Source organism: Mycolicibacter sinensis (assembly GCF_001667375.1).
GTDB classification, from domain to species: Bacteria; Actinomycetota; Actinomycetes; order Mycobacteriales; family Mycobacteriaceae; genus Mycobacterium; species Mycobacterium sinense_A.
The window spans coordinates 99,550-119,400 of record NZ_LZIN01000073.1 but is presented as its reverse complement, the minus strand read 5'-3'; the positions used below and the strand labels follow the sequence as shown (position 1 = coordinate 119,400).

At 70.7% G+C, this 19,851-nt stretch carries 16 protein-coding genes; 15 read left to right on the top strand and 1 reads right to left on the bottom strand.

The genetic code is table 11. The features are described 5' to 3' along the window. Nucleotides 1-24 precede the first annotated feature (24 nt). From mraZ to A5771_RS14760, 15 genes are all read left to right on the top strand, one after another. Nucleotides 25-456: a division/cell wall cluster transcriptional repressor MraZ gene (mraZ, locus tag A5771_RS14830; protein ID WP_019738354.1), complete on the top strand. Its 432-nt coding sequence runs from the start codon at nucleotides 25-27 to the stop codon at nucleotides 454-456. Continuing rightward, complete coding sequence (rsmH, locus tag A5771_RS14825; protein WP_082947239.1) at nucleotides 431-1,588, top strand: 16S rRNA (cytosine(1402)-N(4))-methyltransferase RsmH; 1,158 nt, start codon at nucleotides 431-433, stop codon at nucleotides 1,586-1,588. The genes mraZ and rsmH overlap by 26 nt, the downstream gene beginning before the upstream one ends. Continuing rightward, complete coding sequence (locus A5771_RS14820; protein WP_428844412.1) at nucleotides 1,585-2,685, top strand: hypothetical protein; 1,101 nt, start codon at nucleotides 1,585-1,587, stop codon at nucleotides 2,683-2,685. The genes rsmH and A5771_RS14820 overlap by 4 nt, the downstream gene beginning before the upstream one ends. Further along, on the top strand, nucleotides 2,682-4,673 hold the full coding sequence (locus A5771_RS14815) for a peptidoglycan D,D-transpeptidase FtsI family protein (RefSeq protein WP_064855956.1): 1,992 nt from the start codon (nucleotides 2,682-2,684) through the stop codon (nucleotides 4,671-4,673). The genes A5771_RS14820 and A5771_RS14815 overlap by 4 nt, the downstream gene beginning before the upstream one ends. A gap of 71 nt (nucleotides 4,674-4,744) precedes the next feature. Next, complete coding sequence (locus tag A5771_RS14810) at nucleotides 4,745-6,289, top strand: UDP-N-acetylmuramoyl-L-alanyl-D-glutamate--2,6-diaminopimelate ligase (protein WP_064855990.1); 1,545 nt, start codon at nucleotides 4,745-4,747, stop codon at nucleotides 6,287-6,289. Next, complete coding sequence (locus A5771_RS14805; RefSeq protein ID WP_064855955.1) at nucleotides 6,286-7,785, top strand: UDP-N-acetylmuramoyl-tripeptide--D-alanyl-D-alanine ligase; 1,500 nt, start codon at nucleotides 6,286-6,288, stop codon at nucleotides 7,783-7,785. Before A5771_RS14810 ends, A5771_RS14805 begins: the two co-directional genes overlap by 4 nt. Then, the gene (mraY, locus tag A5771_RS14800) at nucleotides 7,785-8,864 is read left to right on the top strand and encodes a phospho-N-acetylmuramoyl-pentapeptide-transferase (protein ID WP_064855954.1); all 1,080 of its coding nucleotides are present in this window, start codon (nucleotides 7,785-7,787) and stop codon (nucleotides 8,862-8,864) included. Before A5771_RS14805 ends, mraY begins: the two co-directional genes overlap by 1 nt. Before the next feature lie 13 nt (nucleotides 8,865-8,877). Then, nucleotides 8,878-10,332, top strand: coding sequence for a UDP-N-acetylmuramoyl-L-alanine--D-glutamate ligase (murD, locus tag A5771_RS14795; protein ID WP_082947244.1), 1,455 nt, complete (start codon nucleotides 8,878-8,880; stop codon nucleotides 10,330-10,332). Then, a complete protein-coding gene (gene ftsW / locus A5771_RS24655) occupies nucleotides 10,329-12,953 on the top strand; it encodes a putative lipid II flippase FtsW (RefSeq protein ID WP_428844411.1) in 2,625 nt (874 codons plus the stop codon). Before murD ends, ftsW begins: the two co-directional genes overlap by 4 nt. Beyond that, on the top strand, nucleotides 12,950-14,434 hold the full coding sequence (gene murC, locus A5771_RS14785; protein WP_064855952.1) for a UDP-N-acetylmuramate--L-alanine ligase: 1,485 nt from the start codon (nucleotides 12,950-12,952) through the stop codon (nucleotides 14,432-14,434). The genes ftsW and murC overlap by 4 nt, the downstream gene beginning before the upstream one ends. Then, nucleotides 14,431-15,417 carry a cell division protein FtsQ/DivIB gene (locus tag A5771_RS14780; RefSeq protein WP_082947238.1) on the top strand — a complete coding sequence of 329 codons (987 nt, stop codon included), beginning with the start codon at nucleotides 14,431-14,433 and terminating at the stop codon, nucleotides 15,415-15,417. Before murC ends, A5771_RS14780 begins: the two co-directional genes overlap by 4 nt. Nucleotides 15,418-15,730: 313 nt before the next feature. Next, the gene (gene ftsZ / locus A5771_RS14775; RefSeq protein WP_064855951.1) at nucleotides 15,731-16,897 is read left to right on the top strand and encodes a cell division protein FtsZ; all 1,167 of its coding nucleotides are present in this window, start codon (nucleotides 15,731-15,733) and stop codon (nucleotides 16,895-16,897) included. 62 nt (nucleotides 16,898-16,959) lie between these two features. After that, entirely contained in the window at nucleotides 16,960-17,667 is a 708-nt protein-coding gene (pgeF, locus tag A5771_RS14770) for a peptidoglycan editing factor PgeF (protein ID WP_064855950.1), read from the top strand. Nucleotides 17,668-17,785: 118 nt separating this feature from the next. Continuing rightward, on the top strand, nucleotides 17,786-18,433 hold the full coding sequence (locus A5771_RS14765) for a cell division protein SepF (RefSeq protein WP_064855949.1): 648 nt from the start codon (nucleotides 17,786-17,788) through the stop codon (nucleotides 18,431-18,433). Nucleotides 18,434-18,505: 72 nt separating this feature from the next. Further along, complete coding sequence (locus A5771_RS14760) at nucleotides 18,506-18,796, top strand: YggT family protein (protein WP_019735026.1); 291 nt, start codon at nucleotides 18,506-18,508, stop codon at nucleotides 18,794-18,796. 16 nt (nucleotides 18,797-18,812) lie between these two features. Here A5771_RS14760 and A5771_RS14755 read toward each other — a convergent pair whose 3' ends face one another. After that, on the bottom strand, nucleotides 18,813-19,619 hold the full coding sequence (locus tag A5771_RS14755) for a DUF2249 domain-containing protein (RefSeq protein WP_064855948.1): 807 nt from the start codon (nucleotides 19,617-19,619) through the stop codon (nucleotides 18,813-18,815). Between the last annotated feature and the right edge of the window lie 232 nt (nucleotides 19,620-19,851).

Here is a 19,851-nt window from a genome sequence, read left to right as displayed (position 1 = left end):
GTCGAGTGAGTGGGGAGGTAGCCGATGTTCCTCGGCACCTACACGCCCAAGCTCGACGACAAGGGGCGGCTCACACTGCCCGCGAAGTTCCGCGACGCACTGGCAGGAGGGTTGATGGTCACCAAGAGCCAGGACCACAGCCTGGCCGTCTATCCGCGGGCAGAGTTCGAGCAGCTGGCCCGCCGCGCGGCCAAGGCATCGCGCAGTAACCCCGAGGCGCGGGCGTTCCTGCGCAACCTGGCCGCCGCCACCGATGAACAGCATCCCGACGGCCAGGGCCGGATCACGTTGTCACCGGATCACCGGCGCTACGCCAACCTGTCCAAGGACTGCGTGGTCATCGGCTCGGTCGACTACCTCGAAATCTGGGACGCGCAGGCCTGGAGTGACTACCAGCAGACCCATGAAGAGAACTTCTCCGCGGCCAGCGATGAAGCCCTCAGCGACATCATCTGAGGCGCCCGCCCGTGCCTCGTGGCCTCTGTCCGAACCGACCCTGACGTACTTCCCCAACGTCAGGTTCGCGCTGTCGGGCAGGGACCTCGAGGCAGGGGCGGCCCAGAGACGGGGAGGTGGTGCGGTGGCCGAGCAGGGCGAATTCGGGCACGTGCCGGTGCTGCTCGAGCGCTGCGTGGAACTGCTGGCCCCGGCGCTGACTCGGCAATCTCCCGACGGGCTCGGCGCCACCCTCGTGGACGCGACCCTGGGAGCCGGCGGCCACACCGAACGGTTTCTGACCGAGTTCCCCGGACTGCGGGTGATCGGCCTCGACCGGGACACCACCGCACTCGGCATCGCCAGCGCCCGGCTGGCCCGTTTCGCCGATCGGCTGCACACGGTCCACACCCGCTTCGACGGGATCAGCAACGCGCTGGCCGAAACGGGCTTGGCTGCAACGGCTTCCGTCGACGCGGTGCTGTTCGACCTGGGTGTTTCCTCGATGCAGCTGGACCGGGCGGAGCGGGGCTTCTCCTACGCTCACGACGCCCCGCTGGACATGCGGATGGACCCCGACGGCGAGCTGACGGCGGCGGACATCATCAACACCTACGACGCGGCGGCGCTGACCGACATATTGCGCCGCTTCGGCGAGGAACGCTTCGCATCCCGGATCGCCTCGCACATCGTCCGCCGCCGGGCGCAGACCCCGTTCACGTCGACGAGCGAGCTGACCGCCCTGCTCTACGAGGCGATTCCGGCGCCGGCGCGGCGTACCGGGGGGCATCCGGCCAAGCGGACGTTCCAGGCGCTGCGGATCGCGGTCAACGCTGAACTGGACTCGCTGCGGGATGCTCTTCCGGCGGCGCTGAACGCCCTGGCAGTGGGCGGGCGCATCGCGGTGATGTCCTACCAATCGCTGGAGGACCGCATCGTCAAGCAGTTGTTCGCCGCGGTGACCACGTCGCGCACCCCGGTCGACCTGCCGGTCGAGTTGCCCGGTGACGAACCGACTTTCACCACGTTGACCCGGGGTGCCGAACGGGCCCAACCGGATGAGATCGAGCGCAACCCGCGGGCCGGGTCGGTCCGGCTCCGGGCCGTGCAGCGGGTGACGAACGGGCCGATCGCGGCATCGAGGGGGAACTGATGGCGACCAAGCGCAAACCTGCGGCCCGGCAAGGCGACCGCCGCCGCAACCCTGAAGGCGGGACCCGTACCCGGCCGCGCCGCTCCAACGAGGCGTCGCAATCGCGGCGCCTGCGCCGCCAGCACCCGAATGCACCCGCCCCCGGGCGCGAATCGCGGCCACGGTCAGGGCCGCAGAACGCGGCGCTGCCGCGTCCCGACACCAGGCCGGCACCACCGAAGAACACCAAGCAGGCCAAAGCGCGGGCTAAGGCACGAAAGGCCAAGACGCCCAAGGTTGTGCGTGTTCCGCTACGGGAACGCCTGATCACGCGCTTGGCGTCGGTCGACCTGCGGCCGCGCACGCTGGCGGCCAAGGTTCCGTTCGTCGTGCTGATCATCGGCTCGCTCGGCATCGGCCTGGGCATCACGCTGTGGCTGTCGACGGACGCCGCAGAGCGCTCGTATCAGCTGGGCAACATCCGGGAACACAACCGGGTGCTCATGCAGCAGAAGGAGGCGCTCGAGCGTGACGTGCTGACGGCCGAATCGGCGCCGGCGCTGGCTGAGGCGGCGCGCGAGCTGGGCATGATCCCGACCCGCGACACCGCGCATCTGGTCCAGGACCCGGCCGGCAACTGGGTGGTGGTGGGCGTTCCGAAGCCGGCTGAAGGGGTGCCGCCGCCGCCACTGAACACCAAGCTGCCCGACGATCGGCCGGCGTCGCCGCCGGCCGAGGTTCCGGTTCGGGTGCCGCCTGCCGGGCCGAAGCTGGACAGCCGGCATCTGCCCACCCCGGCGGCGCCCGCTCCGGTGGTGCCTTCCCCGGCCACGCCGGGCGGGCCCCTGATCATTCCGGGCCTGCCCGGGATGCCCGCCGCACCCGGCGCGCCACTGTCCGGTCCGCCGCCGGGTCCCGCGCTCGACATTCCGCCGGTCGCCCTGTCTCCGGAGGTTGTGCTGCCACCGGTGGTTGTGCTGCCCCCGGCGACGGAGCTGCCACCGCACGCTCTGCTGCCCCCGACGACGGAGCTGCCGCCCGAGGCCGTGTTGCCCCCGGCGACGGTGCTGCCGCCCGAGGCGGCATTGCCGCCGGTGGTCCCGGGAGCCGCGCGATGAGACGGCCGGCGCGGGGGACCGGGCCGACGGGCCGCGCCGCCGGTTCCAGCACAGCCCGCCGCAAGGCCGGCCGGGTCACCAAACCCAGCAAGCAGGCCAAGCCCGGTAAAGCGGCGAAAGCCACGCAGCCGGACGGACATTCGGCCCGCGACCGTCGGACCCGGCACGCCACCGAACTGGGTCCGCGCAGCGCGTCATTCGTCTTCCGGCACCGCACCGGCAACGCCGTCATCTTCCTGGTGTTGGCCCTGGCCGCGGCGCAGCTGTTCTATCTGCAGGTCCCGCAGGCATCCGGGCTGCGCGCCGAGGCCGCCGGACAGCTCAAGGTGACCGATGTCCAACAAGCCATGCGCGGTGACATCATCGACCGCACCGGCGACAAACTGGCATTCACCATCGAAGCCCGCGCCTTGACCTTCCAGCCGATCAAGGTCGGCAAGCAACTCGAAGAAGCCAGGAAGAAGAATCCCGCCGCGCCCGATCCGCAGCGCCGGCTGCAGGAGATCGCCAAGGAGATCGCCGGCCGGCTCGGCAACCAACCGGACGCGGCGACGCTGCTGAAGAAGCTGCGCAGCAACGAGACATTCGTCTACCTGGCCCGCGCCGTCGAGCCGGCGCTGGCCGAGGCGATCATCGACAAGTGCCCGGAAGTCGGCAGCGAGCGTCAAGACCTGCGGCAGTACCCGGGCGGGTCGTTGGCGGCCAACATCATCGGCGGTATCGACTGGGACGGCCACGGCCTGTTGGGTCTGGAGGACTCGATGGACGCGGTGCTGGCCGGCACCGACGGTTCGATCACCTACGACCGCGGCTCCGACGGCGTGGTGATCCCGGGCAGCTACCGCAACCGGCACCGGGCCGTCGACGGGTCGACGATCCAGCTCACCCTCGACGACGACATCCAGTTCTACGTCCAGCAGCAGGTTCAGCAGGCCAAGGACGTCTCCGGCGCGCGCAACGCGACCGCGGTGGTGCTCGACGCCAAGAGCGGCGAAGTGCTGGCGATGGCCGGCGACAACACCTTCGACCCATCCCAGGACATCGGGCGACAAGAGCACCGGCAGCTCGGCAACCCGGCGGTGTCGTCGCCGTTCGAGCCCGGTTCGGTCAACAAGCTGATCACCGCCGCCTCGGTCATCGAGTACGGATTGAGCAATCCCGATGAGGTGCTGCAGGTCCCAGGATCGATCAACATCGCCGATGTCACCGTCGGCGACGCCTGGGTGCACGGCGTCGCGCCCTACACCACGACCGGGATCTTCGGTAAGTCCTCCAACGTCGGCACCCTGATGCTGGCACAGCGGGTCGGCCCGGAGCGCTGGTTCGAGATGCTGGAGAAGTTCGGCCTGGGGCAGCGCACCGGAGTGGCGCTGCCCGGCGAGAGCGCCGGCCTGGTTCCGCCGGTCGATCAGTGGTCGGGCAGCTCGTTCGCCAACCTGCCGATCGGCCAAGGCCTTTCGATGACGTTGCTGCAGATGGCCGGCATGTACCAGGCCATCGCCAACGACGGCCTGCGGATTCCGCCGCGGATCATCAAGGCGACCATTGCCCCCGACGGCACCCGCACCGAGGAGCCCCGGCCCGAAGGTGTGCGGGTGGTCAGCGAGCAGACCGCGGCGACCGTGCGCAACATGCTGCGTGCGGTGACCCAGCGCGACCCGACCGGGGTCCAGCAGGGCACCGGATGGCAGGCCGCGGTGGACGGCTACCAGATCGCCGGAAAGACCGGCACCGCACAGCAGATCAACTCCGCCTGCGGCTGCTACTACGACGACGTCTACTGGATCACGTTCGCCGGGATAGCCCCGGCGGACAACCCGCGCTACGTCATCGGGCTGATGATGGACAACCCGCATCGCGCCGCGGACGGGTCGCCGGGCACCTCTGGTGCGCCGCTGTTCCACAACATCGCCGCCTGGCTGTTGCAGCGCCACAACGTCCCGCTGTCGCCCGACCCCGGCCCGCCACTGGTTCTGCAGGCGATGTAGCGGCTGTCCCTGCCCGCCTGGGTAGTCTCAGGTCCGATCCTTTCACGGACCGGCCGCAGCGGATGGAGGTGATGGCGGTGTGCGCCGCATTGCGCCCTGACGTCGGTGCGGGCACGTCGCTGCAAGCGCTGGCGGCCCGGATCGGAGCGGTTGCGGCCACCGGGGGCGCGGTGCCTGAGTTGGACGTTACCGGGCTGACGCTGCGCGCCCAGGACGTCCAGCCCGGTGACCTGTTCGCGGCGCTGCCCGGCGCCACGACCCACGGTGCGCGGTTCGTGGCCGAGGCGGTTGCTCGCGGCGCGGTCGCGGTGCTCTCCGACGGCGCAGGGGCCGCCGAAATCGCCGACAGTGCAACCGGTATCACGGTGCTCGTTCATCCGGATCCCCGCCGCGTGCTTGGCGAGCTAGCGGCAGAGGTCTACCGGCATCCCTGCGAGCGGCTCACGGTCATCGGGATCACCGGCACGTCCGGCAAGACCACCACCGCCTACCTGGTCGAGGCCGGACTGCGTGCTGCCGGCCGCACCGCCGGGCTGATCGGCACCGTCGGCGTCCGCATCGATGGTGCCGACCTGCCCAGTGTGCTGACCACCCCGGAGGCCCCGTCCCTGCAGGCGCTGCTGGCGGTGATGGCCGAGCGCGGGGTGGACACCGTGGTGATGGAGGTGTCCAGCCACGCGCTGACGCTGGGCCGGGTCGACGGCACCCGCTTTGCGCTGGGCGCTTTCACAAACCTGTCCCGCGACCACCTGGACTTCCACTCGAGCATGGCGGACTACTTCGAAGCCAAGGCGCGACTGTTCGATCCGGCGTCGCCGTTGCATGCCGCCCGGTCGGTGGTTTGTGTGGACGACGAGGCCGGTGAAGCGATGGCAGCGCGGGCCACGGCGCCGGTCACGGTCAGCGCGACCGGGCGCCCGGCGGACTGGGGCGTCGAGCAGCCCAGCGCGGGACCGGTCGGCAGGCAGTTCACGGCGGTCGATCCCGCCGGGGTGCGCCATCCGGTCGGCATCGGACTGCCCGGCGACTACAACATCGCCAACTGTCTTGTGGCGCTGGCGGTTCTCGACGCGGTCGGGGTGTCACCGGGGCAGGCCGCGCCAGGGCTGCGTGACGCGCGGGTGCCGGGCCGGATGGAGCCGGTCGACCGTGGCCAGGGCTTCCTGGCGCTGGTCGACTACGCGCACAAGCCGGGCGCGCTGGCGGCGGCGCTGGCGACCCTGCGCTCCGATCTGCGCGAGACGACCGGGCGACTGGCCGTGGTGTTCGGCGCCGGCGGCGACCGCGACCACGGCAAGCGCGGCCCGATGGGCCGGACCGCCGCCCAGGCGGCCGACCTGGTCGTGGTCACCGACGACAATCCGCGCGGCGAGGACCCGGCCGACATCCGGCGGGCCATCCTGGCCGGGGCCGCCGAGGGAACCGCGGAGGTGGTCGAGATCGGGGACCGCCGGACCGCGATCGCGCACGCGGTGCGCTGGGCACGGCCGGGCGACGTGGTGCTCGTGGCCGGCAAAGGCCACGAAACCGGGCAGACCGCCGGCGGGGTCACGCAGCCCTTCGATGACCGCGTCGAGCTGGCCCAGGCGCTGGAAGCGCGCGAGCAGCACCGATGATCGCGCTGAGTATCGCCGAGCTCGCCGAGATCGTCGGCGGCCGGCTCAGTGATATCTCACCGGAGCAGGCCGCACGTACCAGCGTCACCGGGAGCGTGGAGTTCGACTCGCGGAAGATCACCGCGGGCTCGTTGTTCCTGGCGCTGCCCGGTGCGCGGGCCGATGGCCACGACCACGCGGCCGCGGCGGTGGCAGCCGGTGCGGTGGCGGTGCTCGCGGCCCGCCCGGTCGGAGTGCCGGCCATCGTGGTCGATCCCGCCGCCTCCGACAGCCGATCCGGCGCCCTGGAACACGACGACGCCGCCGGGTCCGGCGCCGCGGTACTGGCCGCGCTGGCGAAGCTGGCCGCCGCGGTGGCCGCGACCCTGGTGGCCCGCGGCCTGAGGATCGTCGGCGTCACCGGGTCGTCGGGCAAGACCTCCACCAAGGACCTGCTGGCCGCCGTGCTGGCTCCGCTGGGGGAGGTGGTGGCGCCGCCGGGGTCGTTCAACAACGAGCTGGGCCACCCCTGGACGGTGCTGCGAGCCGATGAGAACACCGACTTCCTGGTGCTGGAGCTCTCGGCACGGCATCGCGGCAACATCGCGGCGCTGGCCGCCATCGCCCCGCCGCAGGTGGCGGTGGTGCTCAACGTCGGGACCGCGCACCTGGGCGAGTTCGGCTCCCGCGAGGCGATCGCCGAGACCAAAGCCGAACTGGTGCAAGCGGTTCCGAAGTCCGGCGTGGTGATCCTCAACGTCGACGATTCGGCGGTGGCCGCGATGGCCGGCAAGACCGCGGCACGGGTGGTGCGGGTCAGCCGCGCAGCCCCCGCCGATGTGTGGGCCGGGCCGGTGGCGCTCGACGAGCTGGCCCGCCCCCACTTCACCCTGCACGCCGGCGTGGGCGCATCCGAGGTACGGCTCGGGGTGTCCGGGGACCACCAGGTCTCCAATGCGCTGTGCGCTGCCGCGGTCGCGCTGGAATGCGGCGCCACGCCCCAGCAGGTGGCGGATGCGCTGGCCGGTGTCGGAGCGATCTCGGGGCACCGGATGCAGGTCAGCACCCGCGCCGACGGGGTGATGGTGATCGACGACGCTTACAACGCCAACCCCGACTCCATGCGGGCGGCGCTGCAGGCGCTGGCCTGGATCGCCCGCGGGGAAAAACCGGGGGCCCAGCCCCGGCGCAGCTGGGCGGTGCTCGGGGAGATGGCTGAGCTGGGCGAGGACGCGATATCCGAGCATGACCGCATCGGACGGCTCGCGGTGCGCTTAGATGTGTCTCGTCTTGTTGTCGTCGGAGTAGGGAGATCGATGGGCGCGATGCATCACGGCGCGGTCATGGAGGGATCCTGGGGTGCCGAGGCCACCGCGGTACCCGACGTCGACGCCGCCCACGCCCTGTTGCGCGCCGAACTGCGCCCCGGCGATGTGGTGTTGGTCAAGGCCTCGAACTCCGCCGGGTTGACCGCGCTGGCCGACGCTCTGATCAGCGACGACGCGGGAGACCGCTGATGATCATGATCCTGGTTGCCGCCGGCGTCGCGCTGCTGGTCGCGATCCTGCTGACCCCGGTGCTGATCCGGCTGTTCACCAAGCAGGGGTTCGGTCAGGAGATCCGCGAAGACGGCCCGGCCAGCCATCACAGCAAACGCGGCACCCCGTCGATGGGCGGCGTGGCGATTGTGGCCGGGATCTGGGCGGGCTATCTGACCGCTCAGCTGGCCGGCCTGGTCTTCTACGGCACCGGGCCCACCGCGTCCGGTCTGCTGGTACTGGGGCTGGCCACCGCGCTGGGCGCGGTCGGCTTCATCGACGACCTGATCAAGATCCGTCGGGCGCGCAACCTGGGCCTGAACAAGACCGCCAAGGCCGTCGGGCAGGTGACCGCGGCGACGCTGTTCGGTCTGCTGGTGCTGGGGTTCCGTAACGAGGCCGGGCTGACCCCGGGCTCTCAGCAGCTGTCCTATGTGCGCGAGATCGCCACGGTCACCCTGCCTGCGGTGGTGTTCGTGCTGTTCGTCGTCGTGATCGTCAGCGCCTGGTCCAACGCGGTCAACTTCACCGACGGTCTGGACGGACTTGCCGCCGGGTCGATGGCGATGGTCAGCGCCGCCTACGTGCTGATCACCGTGATGCAGCACCGCAATGCCTGCGCCAGCGCGCCCGGACTGGGCTGCTACAACGTCCGCGATCCGCTGGACCTGGCCTTGATCGCCGCCGCGACCGCGGGCGCCTGCATCGGTTTCCTGTGGTGGAACGCCGCACCGGCCAAGATCTTCATGGGCGACACCGGGTCGCTGGCACTGGGCGGGGTGATCGCCGGCCTGTCGATCACCACCCGCACCGAGATCCTTGCGGTGGTGCTCGGCGGGCTCTTCGTCGCCGAGATCATCTCGGTCGTGGTGCAGATCCTGGCGTTCCGCAGCACCGGGCGCCGGGTGTTCCGGATGGCCCCGTTCCATCACCACTTCGAGTTGGCCGGCTGGGCCGAGACCACCGTGATCATTCGATTCTGGCTGCTGACGGCCATCGCCTGCGGCCTGGGCGTCTCCATGTTCTACGGCGAGTGGTTCACCGCGGTCGGCGGTTGAGGTGCTGACCGAGCTGGAGCCCGGCGCGCGGGTGCTCGTCGCCGGCGCCGGGGTGACCGGCCGGGCGGTGCTGGGCGCGCTGGCGCCGCTGGGGCTGGAGGTCACGCTCTGCGACGACGACCCGGCCGCGCTGCGCCGGTACGCCGAGGTCAGCACGGCCAGCCCGGCGCAGGCCGCGGCGCGCGTCGCCGACTACACCCTGGTGGTCACCAGCCCCGGGTTTGCGCCGAGCACCCCGGTGCTGGCTGCGGCAGCCGGCGCGGGCGTACCCATCTGGGGCGACGTCGAATTGGCGTGGCGCCTGGACGCGGCCGGCCACTACGGGCCGCCGCGGCGCTGGCTGGTGGTCACCGGCACCAACGGCAAGACCACCACGACGTCGATGCTGCACGCCATGCTGTGCGCGGCGGGCCGGCGCGCCCAGTTGTGCGGCAACATCGGCAGCCCCGTGCTGGATGTGCTGGGGGAGCCGGCCGAACTGCTGGCCGTCGAACTGTCCAGTTTCCAGTTGCACTGGGCGCCGTCGCTGCGCCCGGAGGCCGGCGTGGTGCTCAACATCGCCGAAGACCACTTGGACTGGCACGGCAGCATGGCCGCCTACACCGCCGACAAGGCCCGCGCGCTCGCCGGCCGGGTCGCGGTGGTCGGCATGGACGACGCCCGCGCGGCCGCGCTGTTGGGTTCGGCCCCGGCCGCGGTCAAGGCGGGCTTCCGGCTCGGTGAGCCGAAAGCCGGCGAGCTCGGGGTCGTCGACGGCATGTTGGTCGACAGGGCCTTCGGCCCGGCCGGCGCCGGAGAGCTGGTCCTTGCGTCGGTGGCGTCGATACCGGTGCCCGGACCGGTCGGGATCTTGGATGCGCTGGCCGCGGCCGCATTGGCCCGCAGCGTGGAGGTGCCGCCGACGGCGATCGCCGAGGCGCTGGCCGCGTTCCAGGTCGGTCGGCATCGTGCCGAACTGGTCGTCGTCGCCGACGGCATCAGCTACGTCGACGCCTCCAAGGCCACCAACCCGCACGCGGCCGAGGCGTCGGTGCTGGCCTATCCGCGGGTGGTCTGGGTGGCCGGCGGACTGCTCAAGGGCGCCTCGGTCGACGCGACCGTCGCCAGGATCGCCGGCCACCTGGCCGGGGCGGTGCTGATCGGCCGCGATCGCGGCGAGGTTGCCAACGCGTTATCACGACACGCACCGGATGTCCCCGTTGTCCACGTTGTGACGGGCGAGGATATTGATATGGGTGATACTGCCGTGTCTCCAGTTACTCGTGTTGTGCAAGTAGCTGATGGGTCTGATGAGTCGCTGAGTGCCCGGGTGATGACGGCGGTGGTGAATGTCGCCCGCAGCCTGGCTCGGCCCGGCGACACGGTGCTGCTGGCCCCGGCGGGGGCATCGTTCGACCAGTTCTCCGGGTACGCCGCCCGGGGCGACGCGTTCGCGGCCGCCGCGCGATCCGCGGCAGGGTCGGTGTGATCGGCCTGCTGGCATGGCGGCGGCCGCGCGCTGCCGCCGCCGACGGGGCGGACGCCACCGCAGAGACCACCGCCGAAAAGCCGGTCAAGACCGAGCCACGCACGCGCTTCGGCGCCTGGCTGGGCCGGCCCATGACCTCGTTTCACCTGATCGTCGCGGTCGCCGCCCTGCTGACCACGCTCGGATTGATCATGGTGCTGTCCGCATCGGGAGTGGAGTCCTACGGTGTCGACGGTTCGGCGTGGCGAATCTTCGGCAAGCAGGTGCTGTGGACGGTGATCGGGCTGTTCGGCTGCTACGTGGCGCTGCGGATGCCGGTACGGTTCATGCGCCGCATGGCTTTTGCCGGCTACGCCTTCACCATCGTGCTGCTGGTGCTGGTGCTGATTCCCGGCATCGGCACCCTGTCCAACGGTTCGCGGGGCTGGTTCGTCATCTCCGGCTTCTCCATGCAGCCCTCGGAGCTGGCCAAGATCGCCTTCGCCATCTGGGGTGCACACCTGCTGGCGGCCCGGCGCATGGAGCGCGCGACGCTGAGCGAGATGCTGGTCCCGCTGGTGCCGGCGGCGGGGGTCGCCCTGGTGCTGATCGTCATCCAACCCGACCTGGGCCAGACGGTCTCGCTGGGCATCATCCTGCTGGCGCTGCTGTGGTACGCCGGCCTGCCGTTGCGGGTCTTCACCACCTCACTGGCCGCCATCGTCGCCGCCGCCGCGATCATGGCGGTGACCGAGGGCTACCGCTCCGACCGGGTGCGGTCCTGGCTGGACCCCGACGCCGACCTGCAAGGCGCCGGCTACCAGGCCCGGCAGGCGAAGTTCGCGCTGGCCAACGGCGGGATCTTCGGTGACGGGCTGGGCCAGGGCACTGCCAAGTGGAACTATCTGCCCAACGCGCACAACGACTTCATCTTCGCCATTATCGGTGAGGAGCTCGGCTTCATCGGCGGGTTCGGGTTGCTGGCACTGTTCGGGTTGTTCGCCTACACCGGCATGCGCATCGCCAGGCGCTCCGCCGACCCGTTCCTGCGGCTGCTGACCGCCACCACCACGATGTGGGTGATCGGCCAGTCGTTCATCAACGTCGGCTACGTGATCGGTCTGCTGCCGGTCACCGGCATCCAGTTGCCGCTGATCTCAGCTGGTGGAACATCCACGGCCACAACGTTGTTCATGATCGGCATCATGGCCAACGCGGCCCGGCACGAACCGGAGGCCGTTGCCGCGCTGCGCGCCGGCGCCGACGACCGGATGAACCGGATCCTGCGGCTGCCGCTACCGGAGCCCTACACCCCGACCCGGATCGAGGCGCTGCGCGACCGGCTGCGGTCGAGGCCGCAACCGGCCGGGCCCCGGCGCGCCACCGGGCGGCCCCAGCAGACGCCTAACCGGGCGGCGAGTCGGGGTGCGGTTCGCGCAGGGCAAAATGGAGGCGTCCGACCGGCGGGCGCGCACGCACATTGGAAGGTCAGCATTAGCGGCGTGAACGACTCGGTCAGCAAGCCGGACCGCGGTGCGCCGATCTCGGTGGTCCTGGCCGGCGGGGGTACCGCCGGCCACGTCGAGCCCGCGATGGCCGTCGCCGACGCGCTGAGCGCACTGGACGCGCGCATCCGGATCACCGCCTTGGGCACCACCCGCGGCCTGGAGAACAGACTGGTGCCCGCGCGCGGTTACGACCTGGAGCTGATCACCCCGGTGCCGTTACCCCGCAAGATCAACGCCGATCTGGCCCGGTTGCCGCTGCGGGTGCTGCGGGCGGTCCGGGAGACCGGGGCGGTGCTGCGCGCCGTGCAGGCCGACGTGGTGATCGGATTCGGCGGTTATGTGGCGCTGCCGGCGTACCTGGCCGCCCGCGGCCGGGTCCCGGTGGTCATCCACGAAGCCAACGCGCGCGCCGGACTGGCCAACCGGGTCGGGGCCCGCAGCGCACAGCGGGTGCTCTCGGCCGTCGCCGATTGCGGGCTGGCGCGCCCGGAGGTGGTCGGGGTGCCGGTCCGGGCAGCGATCACCACACTGGACCGGGCGGCGCTGCGCTCGGCGGCCCGCGCCCACTTCGGCTTCGCCGATGACGCCCGGGTGCTGCTGGTGTTCGGCGGCTCCCAGGGTGCCCGATCGATCAACCAGGCCGTAGCCGCAGCAGCCAAACACCTTGCCGCAGCCGGGGTTTCGGTGCTGCATGCGCACGGGCCGAAAAACACCCTGGACCTGCCCGAGCCCGGTCCGGGCGATCCGCCCTATGTCGCGGTGCCCTATCTGGACCGGATGGACCTGGCGTACGCGGCCGCCGACCTGGCGATCTGCCGGTCGGGGGCGATGACGGTCGCCGAGGTGTCGGCGGTCGGGTTGCCGGCGGTGTATGTGCCGCTGCCGATCGGCAACGGAGAGCAGCGGCTCAACGCGCTGCCGGTGGTCGACGCCGGCGGCGGGCTGCTGGTCGACGACGCCGCGCTGACCCCGGATTTCGTGGCCGGAACGGTCGCCGGGCTGCTCGTCGACGAGGCGCGGCTGGCGGCGATGACGAGTGCGGCCGCCCTGGCCGGGCACCCCGAGGCGGCGCGGCGGGTGGCGTCCGTCGCGCTGGAGGTCGCGGTTGCCGCGCGGTCGGGGAGGCCGGGATGAGTGCCGAACAACTGCCGCCGGAGCTGAGCCGGGTGCACATGGTCGGTATCGGGGGAGCGGGCATGTCCGGCGTCGCCCGCATCCTGCTGGACCGCGGCGGCATGGTGTCCGGATCGGATGCCAAGGAGTCCCGCGGCACGCATGCGCTGCGGGCCCGCGGCGCACAGGTCCGGATCGGCCACGACGCCTCGGCCCTGGATCTGTTGCCGGGCGGCGTCACCACGGTGGTCACCACCCACGCGGCGATCCCCAAGACCAACCCCGAACTCGTCGAGGCCCGCCGCCGCGGCATCCCGGTGGTGCTGCGGCCCGCGGTGCTGGCCAAGCTGATGGCCGGGCGCACCACGCTGATGATCACCGGCACTCACGGCAAGACCACTACCACCTCGATGCTGGTGGTCGCGCTGCAGCACTGCGGGCTGGACCCGTCGTTCGCGGTCGGGGGCGAATTGGGTTCTGCCGGTGCCGAAGCGGGCACCAACGCCCACCACGGCAGCGGACCGTTCTTCGTCGCCGAGGCCGACGAGAGCGACGGCTCGCTGCTGGAGTACACCCCCAACGTCGCGGTGGTGACCAACATCGAAGCCGATCATCTCGACTTCTTCGGCAGCGCCGAGGCCTACACCCAGGTGTTCGACTCGTTCGTGGAGCGCATCACGCCGGGTGGGGCAGTGGTGGTGTGCGTGGACGATCCCGGTGCCGCTGAGCTGGCTGATCGCACTGCGGCACAGGGCATCCGAGTGCTGCGCTATGGCTCCGAGGGCCCCGGACGGCCAGAGCTGGCCGGGTCCCTGCTGAGTTGGGAGCAGCAGGGCACCGGTGCGGTCGCCGAGATCGCGCTGGCCGGATCGACGCGCCGCGCGGCGATGCGGCTGGCAGTGCCCGGGCGGCACATGGCCCTCAACGCGTTGGGGGCGCTGCTGGCCGCGATCGAGGTCGGCGCGCCGCTGGATGCGGTGCTCGACGGCCTGGCCGGGTTCGACGGGGTACGGCGCAGGTTCGAGCTGGTGGGCTCGGCCGGCAACGGCGATTCGGTGCAGGTCTTCGACGACTATGCGCACCATCCCACCGAGGTCGCCGCGACCCTGACCGCCGTGCGCGCCCTGCTGTCCGAACGCGGGATGGGCCGTAGCCTGGTGGTGTTCCAGCCGCATTTGTACTCGCGGACAAAGGCTTTCGCCGCCGAGTTCGGTCACTCGCTGGACGGCGCTGACGAGGTTTTCGTGCTCGACGTCTACGGTGCGCGCGAGCAGCCGTTGCCCGGCGTGAGCGGGGCCAGCGTCGCCGAGCACGTGAGTGTGCCGGTGCATTACCTACCGGATTTCGCCGCGGTGCCCGAAGCGGTGGCCGCGGCTGCCGGTCCCGGTGACGTGATCGTCACCATGGGCGCCGGCGATGTGACCCTGCTGGGCCCGGAGATCGTGACCGCGCTGCGGGCGCGGGCCGCCCGGACCTTTCCCGGCCGCCCGGGCGTGCTGTGAGCGAGCCACCTGAAACCCCGGATGTACCAGCGGATGACCCGGTGGAGGTCGGCGCGGGCGAGAACACGGAAGACATCACTATCACCGAAGGGACCGAAGGCACCGAAGACGCCGGAGATCCCGACGTCACCGAAGCACCCGGTGAGCAATCCGAGGAACCGGCCGAAGTCGAGGGTCCGCGGCGGCGGGCGCGGCGGGAACGGGCCGAGCGGCGCGCGGCGCAGGCCCGCGCCGAGGCGATCGAACAGGCCCGCCGGGAAGCCAAGCGGCGGCTGCGCACCGGTTCCGGCGAGCCGGCCAAAGGTGTTCCGCGCGGCACGGTGCGGGGCCTGAAGATGGCGCTGGCCACCTTCCTCACCGTGGTTGTCGTCGTCGGGCTCGGGCTGGTCCTGTACTTCACGCCGGTGATGTCGGTGCGCGACATCGAGGTGACCGGGATCGCGGCGGTGACGCGCGAAGAGGTGCTCGACGTCGCCAAGGTGCAGTTGGGCACGCCGCTGCTGCAGGTCGACACCGGCGGTGTCGCCGAGCGGGTCGCCACCATCCGGCGGGTGGCCAGCGCCCGGGTACAGCGGCAGTACCCATCGGCGCTGGGTATCTCGGTGATCGAGCGGGTCGCGGTGGTGTACAAGGACTTTCCGGACGGTCCGCACCTGTTCGACCGGGACGGGGTCGACTTCGCGACGGCGGCGCCAACGGCGATGCTGCCGATCTTCGACGTCGACAACCCCGGGCCGACGGACCCGGCCAGCCGGGCCGCGCTGCAGGTGATGACCGCGCTGGCCCCGGAGGTCGCCGGGCAGGTCAGCCGGGTAGCCGCCCCGTCGGTCGCCTCGATCACCCTGACCCTGACCGACGGCAGGGTAGTGGTCTGGGGCAGCACCGATCGCACCGCGGAGAAGGCCCAGAAACTCGCGGCGTTGCTCACCCAGCCCGGGCACACCTACGACGTGTCGAGTCCGGACCTGCCGACCGTGCGCTAGTCCGCATCGCGCGGCCCCTCGCCCAACGTGAAGCTAGCTTCACGCTCGGGGTCTGGAACGGAAGCTGCCTTCACGTTCGGCGCGGCGAGAGGCGGGGCCGGCCAGGAAAACTCGCCCGGCGTGTCTCGGCGCGTCGGCGCTGTTGACGGGCGCGGCGGCCCTACTGTGGCGGTTACACGGAACAACTTGACATAACTCTAAGCCTGTGGTTGAGGTTGAGGGTTTGGCCAGGGTCAATAACACCACGGCAGCTCCGGAAGTTCCGCAGATAGGCCCAAGAGGAATCCAATCCCACCAGGGAGGAAGACGAACGATGACCCCACCGCACAACTATCTGGCAGTCATCAAAGTCGTGGGTATCGGTGGTGGCGGCGTCAACGCCGTCAACCGGATGATCGAGCAGGGCCTCAAGGGCGTTGAGTTCATCGCGATCAACACCGACGCCCAGGCATTGTTGATGAGCGACGCCGACGTCAAGCTCGACGTCGGCCGGGACTCCACCCGCGGCCTCGGTGCCGGCGCGGACCCCGAAGTGGGCCGCCGGGCCGCCGAAGACGCCAAGGACGAGATCGAGGAACTGCTGCGCGGTGCCGACATGGTGTTCGTCACCGCCGGCGAGGGCGGCGGCACCGGCACCGGCGGCGCACCGGTGGTCGCCACCATCGCGCGCAAATTGGGGGCACTGACCGTCGGAGTGGTCACCCGGCCGTTCTCCTTCGAGGGCAAGCGGCGCGGCAACCAAGCGGAATTGGGCATCGCCGCGCTGCGGGAGAGTTGCGACACCCTGATCGTGATCCCCAACGACCGGTTGCTGCAGATGGGCGACGCGCAGGTCTCGCTGATGGACGCCTTCCGCAGCGCCGACGAGGTGCTGCTCAACGGGGTCCAGGGCATTACCGACCTGATCACCACCCCGGGGCTGATCAACGTCGACTTCGCCGACGTCAAAGGCATTATGAGCGGTGCGGGCACCGCGCTGATGGGCATCGGGTCGTCGCGCGGCGATGGGCGTGCGCTCAAGGCCGCCGAGATCGCGATCAACTCCCCGCTGCTGGAGGCCTCGATGGAGGGCGCCCAGGGCGTGCTGATGTCGGTCGCCGGCGGCAGCGACCTGGGGTTGTTCGAGATCAACGAGGCGGCCTCGCTGGTGCAGGACGCCGCACACCCCGAGGCCAACATCATCTTCGGCACCGTGATCGACGACTCGCTCGGCGACGAGGTCCGGGTCACGGTGATCGCGGCCGGCTTCGACTCGGCCGGCTCAGGCCGCAAGCCGGTGACCGGCGCCCCCGGTCAGGCCCGGCACGCGGTGGCCCCCGGGCAGGCCGGCAAGGTCACCTCGTCGCTGTTCGACCCGGTCGACGCGGTGAGCGTGCCCGCCCCCACCAACGGTGCGACGGTCAGCGTCGGCGGCGGCCGCAACGGTGACGACGGCTGCGACGATGACGACGTCGACGTCCCGCCGTTCATGCGCCACTGAGTCCATGGCGATGGCCCACTTCGCCCGGCTCCGCGCTCTTGCGACCATCGCGGGTTGATGGCGTGAGCTTTCGCGTCCGGCGGGTGGCGACCACCCGAGCCGGTGGGGTGTCGAAGCCTCCGTTCGACAGCTTCAACCTGGGCGATCACGTCGGCGACGACCCGAAAGCGGTGGCGGCCAACCGATCCCGGTTGGCTAAGGCCACCGGCCTGGGTCCCGATCGCCTGGTGTGGATGAACCAGGTGCACGGCGATCACGTGGAATTCGTCGACGGCCCCCGCGACACCGCCCTGGAGGCGACCGACGCGCTGATCACTACCGTGCCCCGGCTGGCGATGGTGGTGGTGACCGCCGACTGCGTCCCGGTGCTGATGGCCGATGCGCGCGCGGGGGTGGTCGCTGCGGTGCACGCCGGCCGGGTCGGCGCGCAGCACGGCGTGGTGGCTCGGGCGTTGGAGGGCATGCTCGCGGCGGGTGCGCAGGCCGGCGACATCTCGGTGCTGCTGGGCCCGGCGGTCAGCGGGCCCCACTACGAGGTGCCCGCCGCGATGGCTGACGAGGTCGAGGCGGCCCTGCCGGGCAGTCGCACGCGCACCTCGGCCGGCACGCCCGGACTGGACCTGCGAGCCGGAATCGCCCGGCAATTAAAGGGATTGGGTGTCGAAGCGATCGACGTCGACCCGCGCTGCACGGCGGCGGATGCGAACCTGTTCAGCCACCGCCGGGACGGACGCACCGGCCGGCTCGCCTCGCTGGTGTGGCTGGAATGAAACGGGTTGCGCCTGTCCGCGTGTCGTTGCCACGCCAAGGCGTCCTCGGCCGTTACCGTCACCGTTATTAGTCACTTCAGTCACACCTTCATCACAGTCATCAGAGAAGGGTCCAAGGATGAGCACACTCCACAAGGTCAAGGCCTACTTCGGGATGGCTCCAATGGAGGACTACGACGACGACTACTACGACGACGGCGATGACCGCGCCTCGTCGCGCGACTACTCACCCCGGGCGGACGTCTTTGACCGCGTCGCGGGTCGTTCCGAGGGCCGCTACGACGATCGGTTCGACGACCGCGACTACGACGAGGCGCCGGGCGGGTACCGGGGCGGCTACGAGGACGAGCCGCGGTATCGGGGCCGCGATTTCGACCGGCCCCGCGACTTCGAACGCTCGCGTTTCGCCTCGCTGCGCGGTTCGACCCGCGGTGCGCTGGCGATGGACCCGCGCCGGATGGCGATGATGTTCGACGAGAGCAGCCCGCTGTCGAAGATCACCACGTTGCGCCCCAAGGACTACAGCGAGGCCCGCACCATCGGCGAGCGGTTCCGCGACGGCACCCCGGTGATCATGGACCTGGTGTCGATGGATAACGCCGACGCCAAGCGGCTGGTCGACTTCGCGGCGGGCCTCGCCTTCGCCCTGCGCGGCTCGTTCGACAAGGTCGCGACGAAGGTGTTTTTGCTCTCGCCGGCCGACGTGGACGTGTCGCCCGAGGAGCGTCGGCGGATCGCCGAAACCGGCTTCTACGCCTATCGGTAGGCTGGGACGACAGTCGGGCCGGTCAGCGCGATGCTGATGCGGGCACACCCTCGTCAGTAAGGTCGCATTCCGTTGGCGCTGTTCTTCACGATTCTCGGTATCGCGCTGTTCGTTTTCTGGCTGTTGCTGATCGCCCGGATCGTCATCGAATTCATCCGCTCGTTCAGCCGGGACTGGCACCCGCGCGGCGCCACCGTGGTGATCTTGGAGCTGATCATGAGCATCACCGATCCACCGGTGAAGCTGCTGCGGCGCCTGATCCCGCAATTGACCATCGGCGCAGTGCGCATCGACCTGTCGATCATGGTGCTGCTGCTGATCGCGTTCGTCGGGATGGAACTGGCGCTGCAGCACGCCGCATAACAGCCCTGGCCGGGCCTCAGACCCGGGTGAGCCGCAGCCGCCACGCCTCCGGGCCGCGCTCCTCGTAAGCGACCGCGATCCTGCCGCCGCTGCGCTCGGCGAGCTGGTGCAGCAGCGGAATCGGGTCGTGCGGCGCCACCAGCAGCATCGAGCCGCCGACCGGGACCGCGTCGAAGGCCCCGAACACCGTCGCGTGCCGGATCGCGTGCGGAATCTCGCGCACGTCGAGCTCGGGCATCTCCTCGTCCTCTTCGCCGCAGCCGCACCCGCCATGGCCGTGACCGTGGCCGTGGCCGTGGCCGTGGCCGCCGCCGGCCTGGCCGGGCTGGGCCAGCTCGGAGGGGACCGCTGGCAGCTGGGCGGTCAGATCGGCCAGTGAGACTCCGCTGGCCTCGGCGAGCGCGGGCAGCAGCAGGTCAGCGACCTTGCCCAGCAGGGCCTCCAGCAGCACCCGCAGCGCCTCGACATGCGCGGCGATCTGCACCCGGTCGGTGTCGCGGACGATGCGCGCCGTGGCCTGCTCGATCAACTGGGTCTCGCCGAGCAGGCCCTCGACGAGTAGCCGGGACCGTTCGACGCCGGCCGAAGCCGGGTAGATCAGCTCCACCGCGGCCCGCAGTTGCGGGTGCACCCCTTGCTCGATGAAGGCCTGGACCGCGCGGTGGGCGTCGTCGAAGCCCGGGCCGGCCGTCCCGACCGCGGCGAACACCGCTGCCCCGAGTGCGGCCTGGCGCCCGAGCAGCTCGGCATAGCGCGACCGCACCTCGTCGACCGCCGCCGAATCCGCCGCGCTGGTCGCCACGACCACGTCATTGATTGTCATCCTCGGGTTTCCTTCCGATCGGTCATCGCCTGCGCCGGCTGGCGGCCACCTGCCGTCAATATTTACGGGTAGGTGTTGTGAATAATACGACCACGGCGCTCGGCCCGGTACCCCGCGGGGCGACTCGTGTTCGCGGCGCGGTTCATCGGCGGGATAGCGATGAGCCACCAGCGATGTTTGCCCGAACGTGATTTCTGTGGCAGCAATTTGAAATTCACTCTTAATATGCTTC

Excerpts from the sequence above, each read along its gene's own strand:
- A5771_RS14815 (WP_064855956.1), top strand. The coding sequence starts at position 2,682 with ATGAGACGGCCGGCGCGGGGGACCGGGCCGACGGGCCGCGCCGCCGGT.
- mraY (WP_064855954.1), top strand. The coding sequence starts at position 7,785 with ATGATCATGATCCTGGTTGCCGCCGGCGTCGCGCTGCTGGTCGCGATC.
- mraZ (WP_019738354.1), top strand. The coding sequence starts at position 25 with ATGTTCCTCGGCACCTACACGCCCAAGCTCGACGACAAGGGGCGGCTC.
- ftsZ (WP_064855951.1), top strand. The coding sequence starts at position 15,731 with ATGACCCCACCGCACAACTATCTGGCAGTCATCAAAGTCGTGGGTATC.
- murC (WP_064855952.1), top strand. The coding sequence starts at position 12,950 with ATGAGTGCCGAACAACTGCCGCCGGAGCTGAGCCGGGTGCACATGGTC.
- rsmH (WP_082947239.1), top strand. The coding sequence starts at position 431 with ATGAAGCCCTCAGCGACATCATCTGAGGCGCCCGCCCGTGCCTCGTGG.
- A5771_RS14810 (WP_064855990.1), top strand. The coding sequence starts at position 4,745 with ATGGCGGTGTGCGCCGCATTGCGCCCTGACGTCGGTGCGGGCACGTCG.
- A5771_RS14765 (WP_064855949.1), top strand. The coding sequence starts at position 17,786 with ATGAGCACACTCCACAAGGTCAAGGCCTACTTCGGGATGGCTCCAATG.
- A5771_RS14755 (WP_064855948.1), bottom strand. The coding sequence starts at position 19,619 with ATGACAATCAATGACGTGGTCGTGGCGACCAGCGCGGCGGATTCGGCG.
- A5771_RS14805 (WP_064855955.1), top strand. The coding sequence starts at position 6,286 with ATGATCGCGCTGAGTATCGCCGAGCTCGCCGAGATCGTCGGCGGCCGG.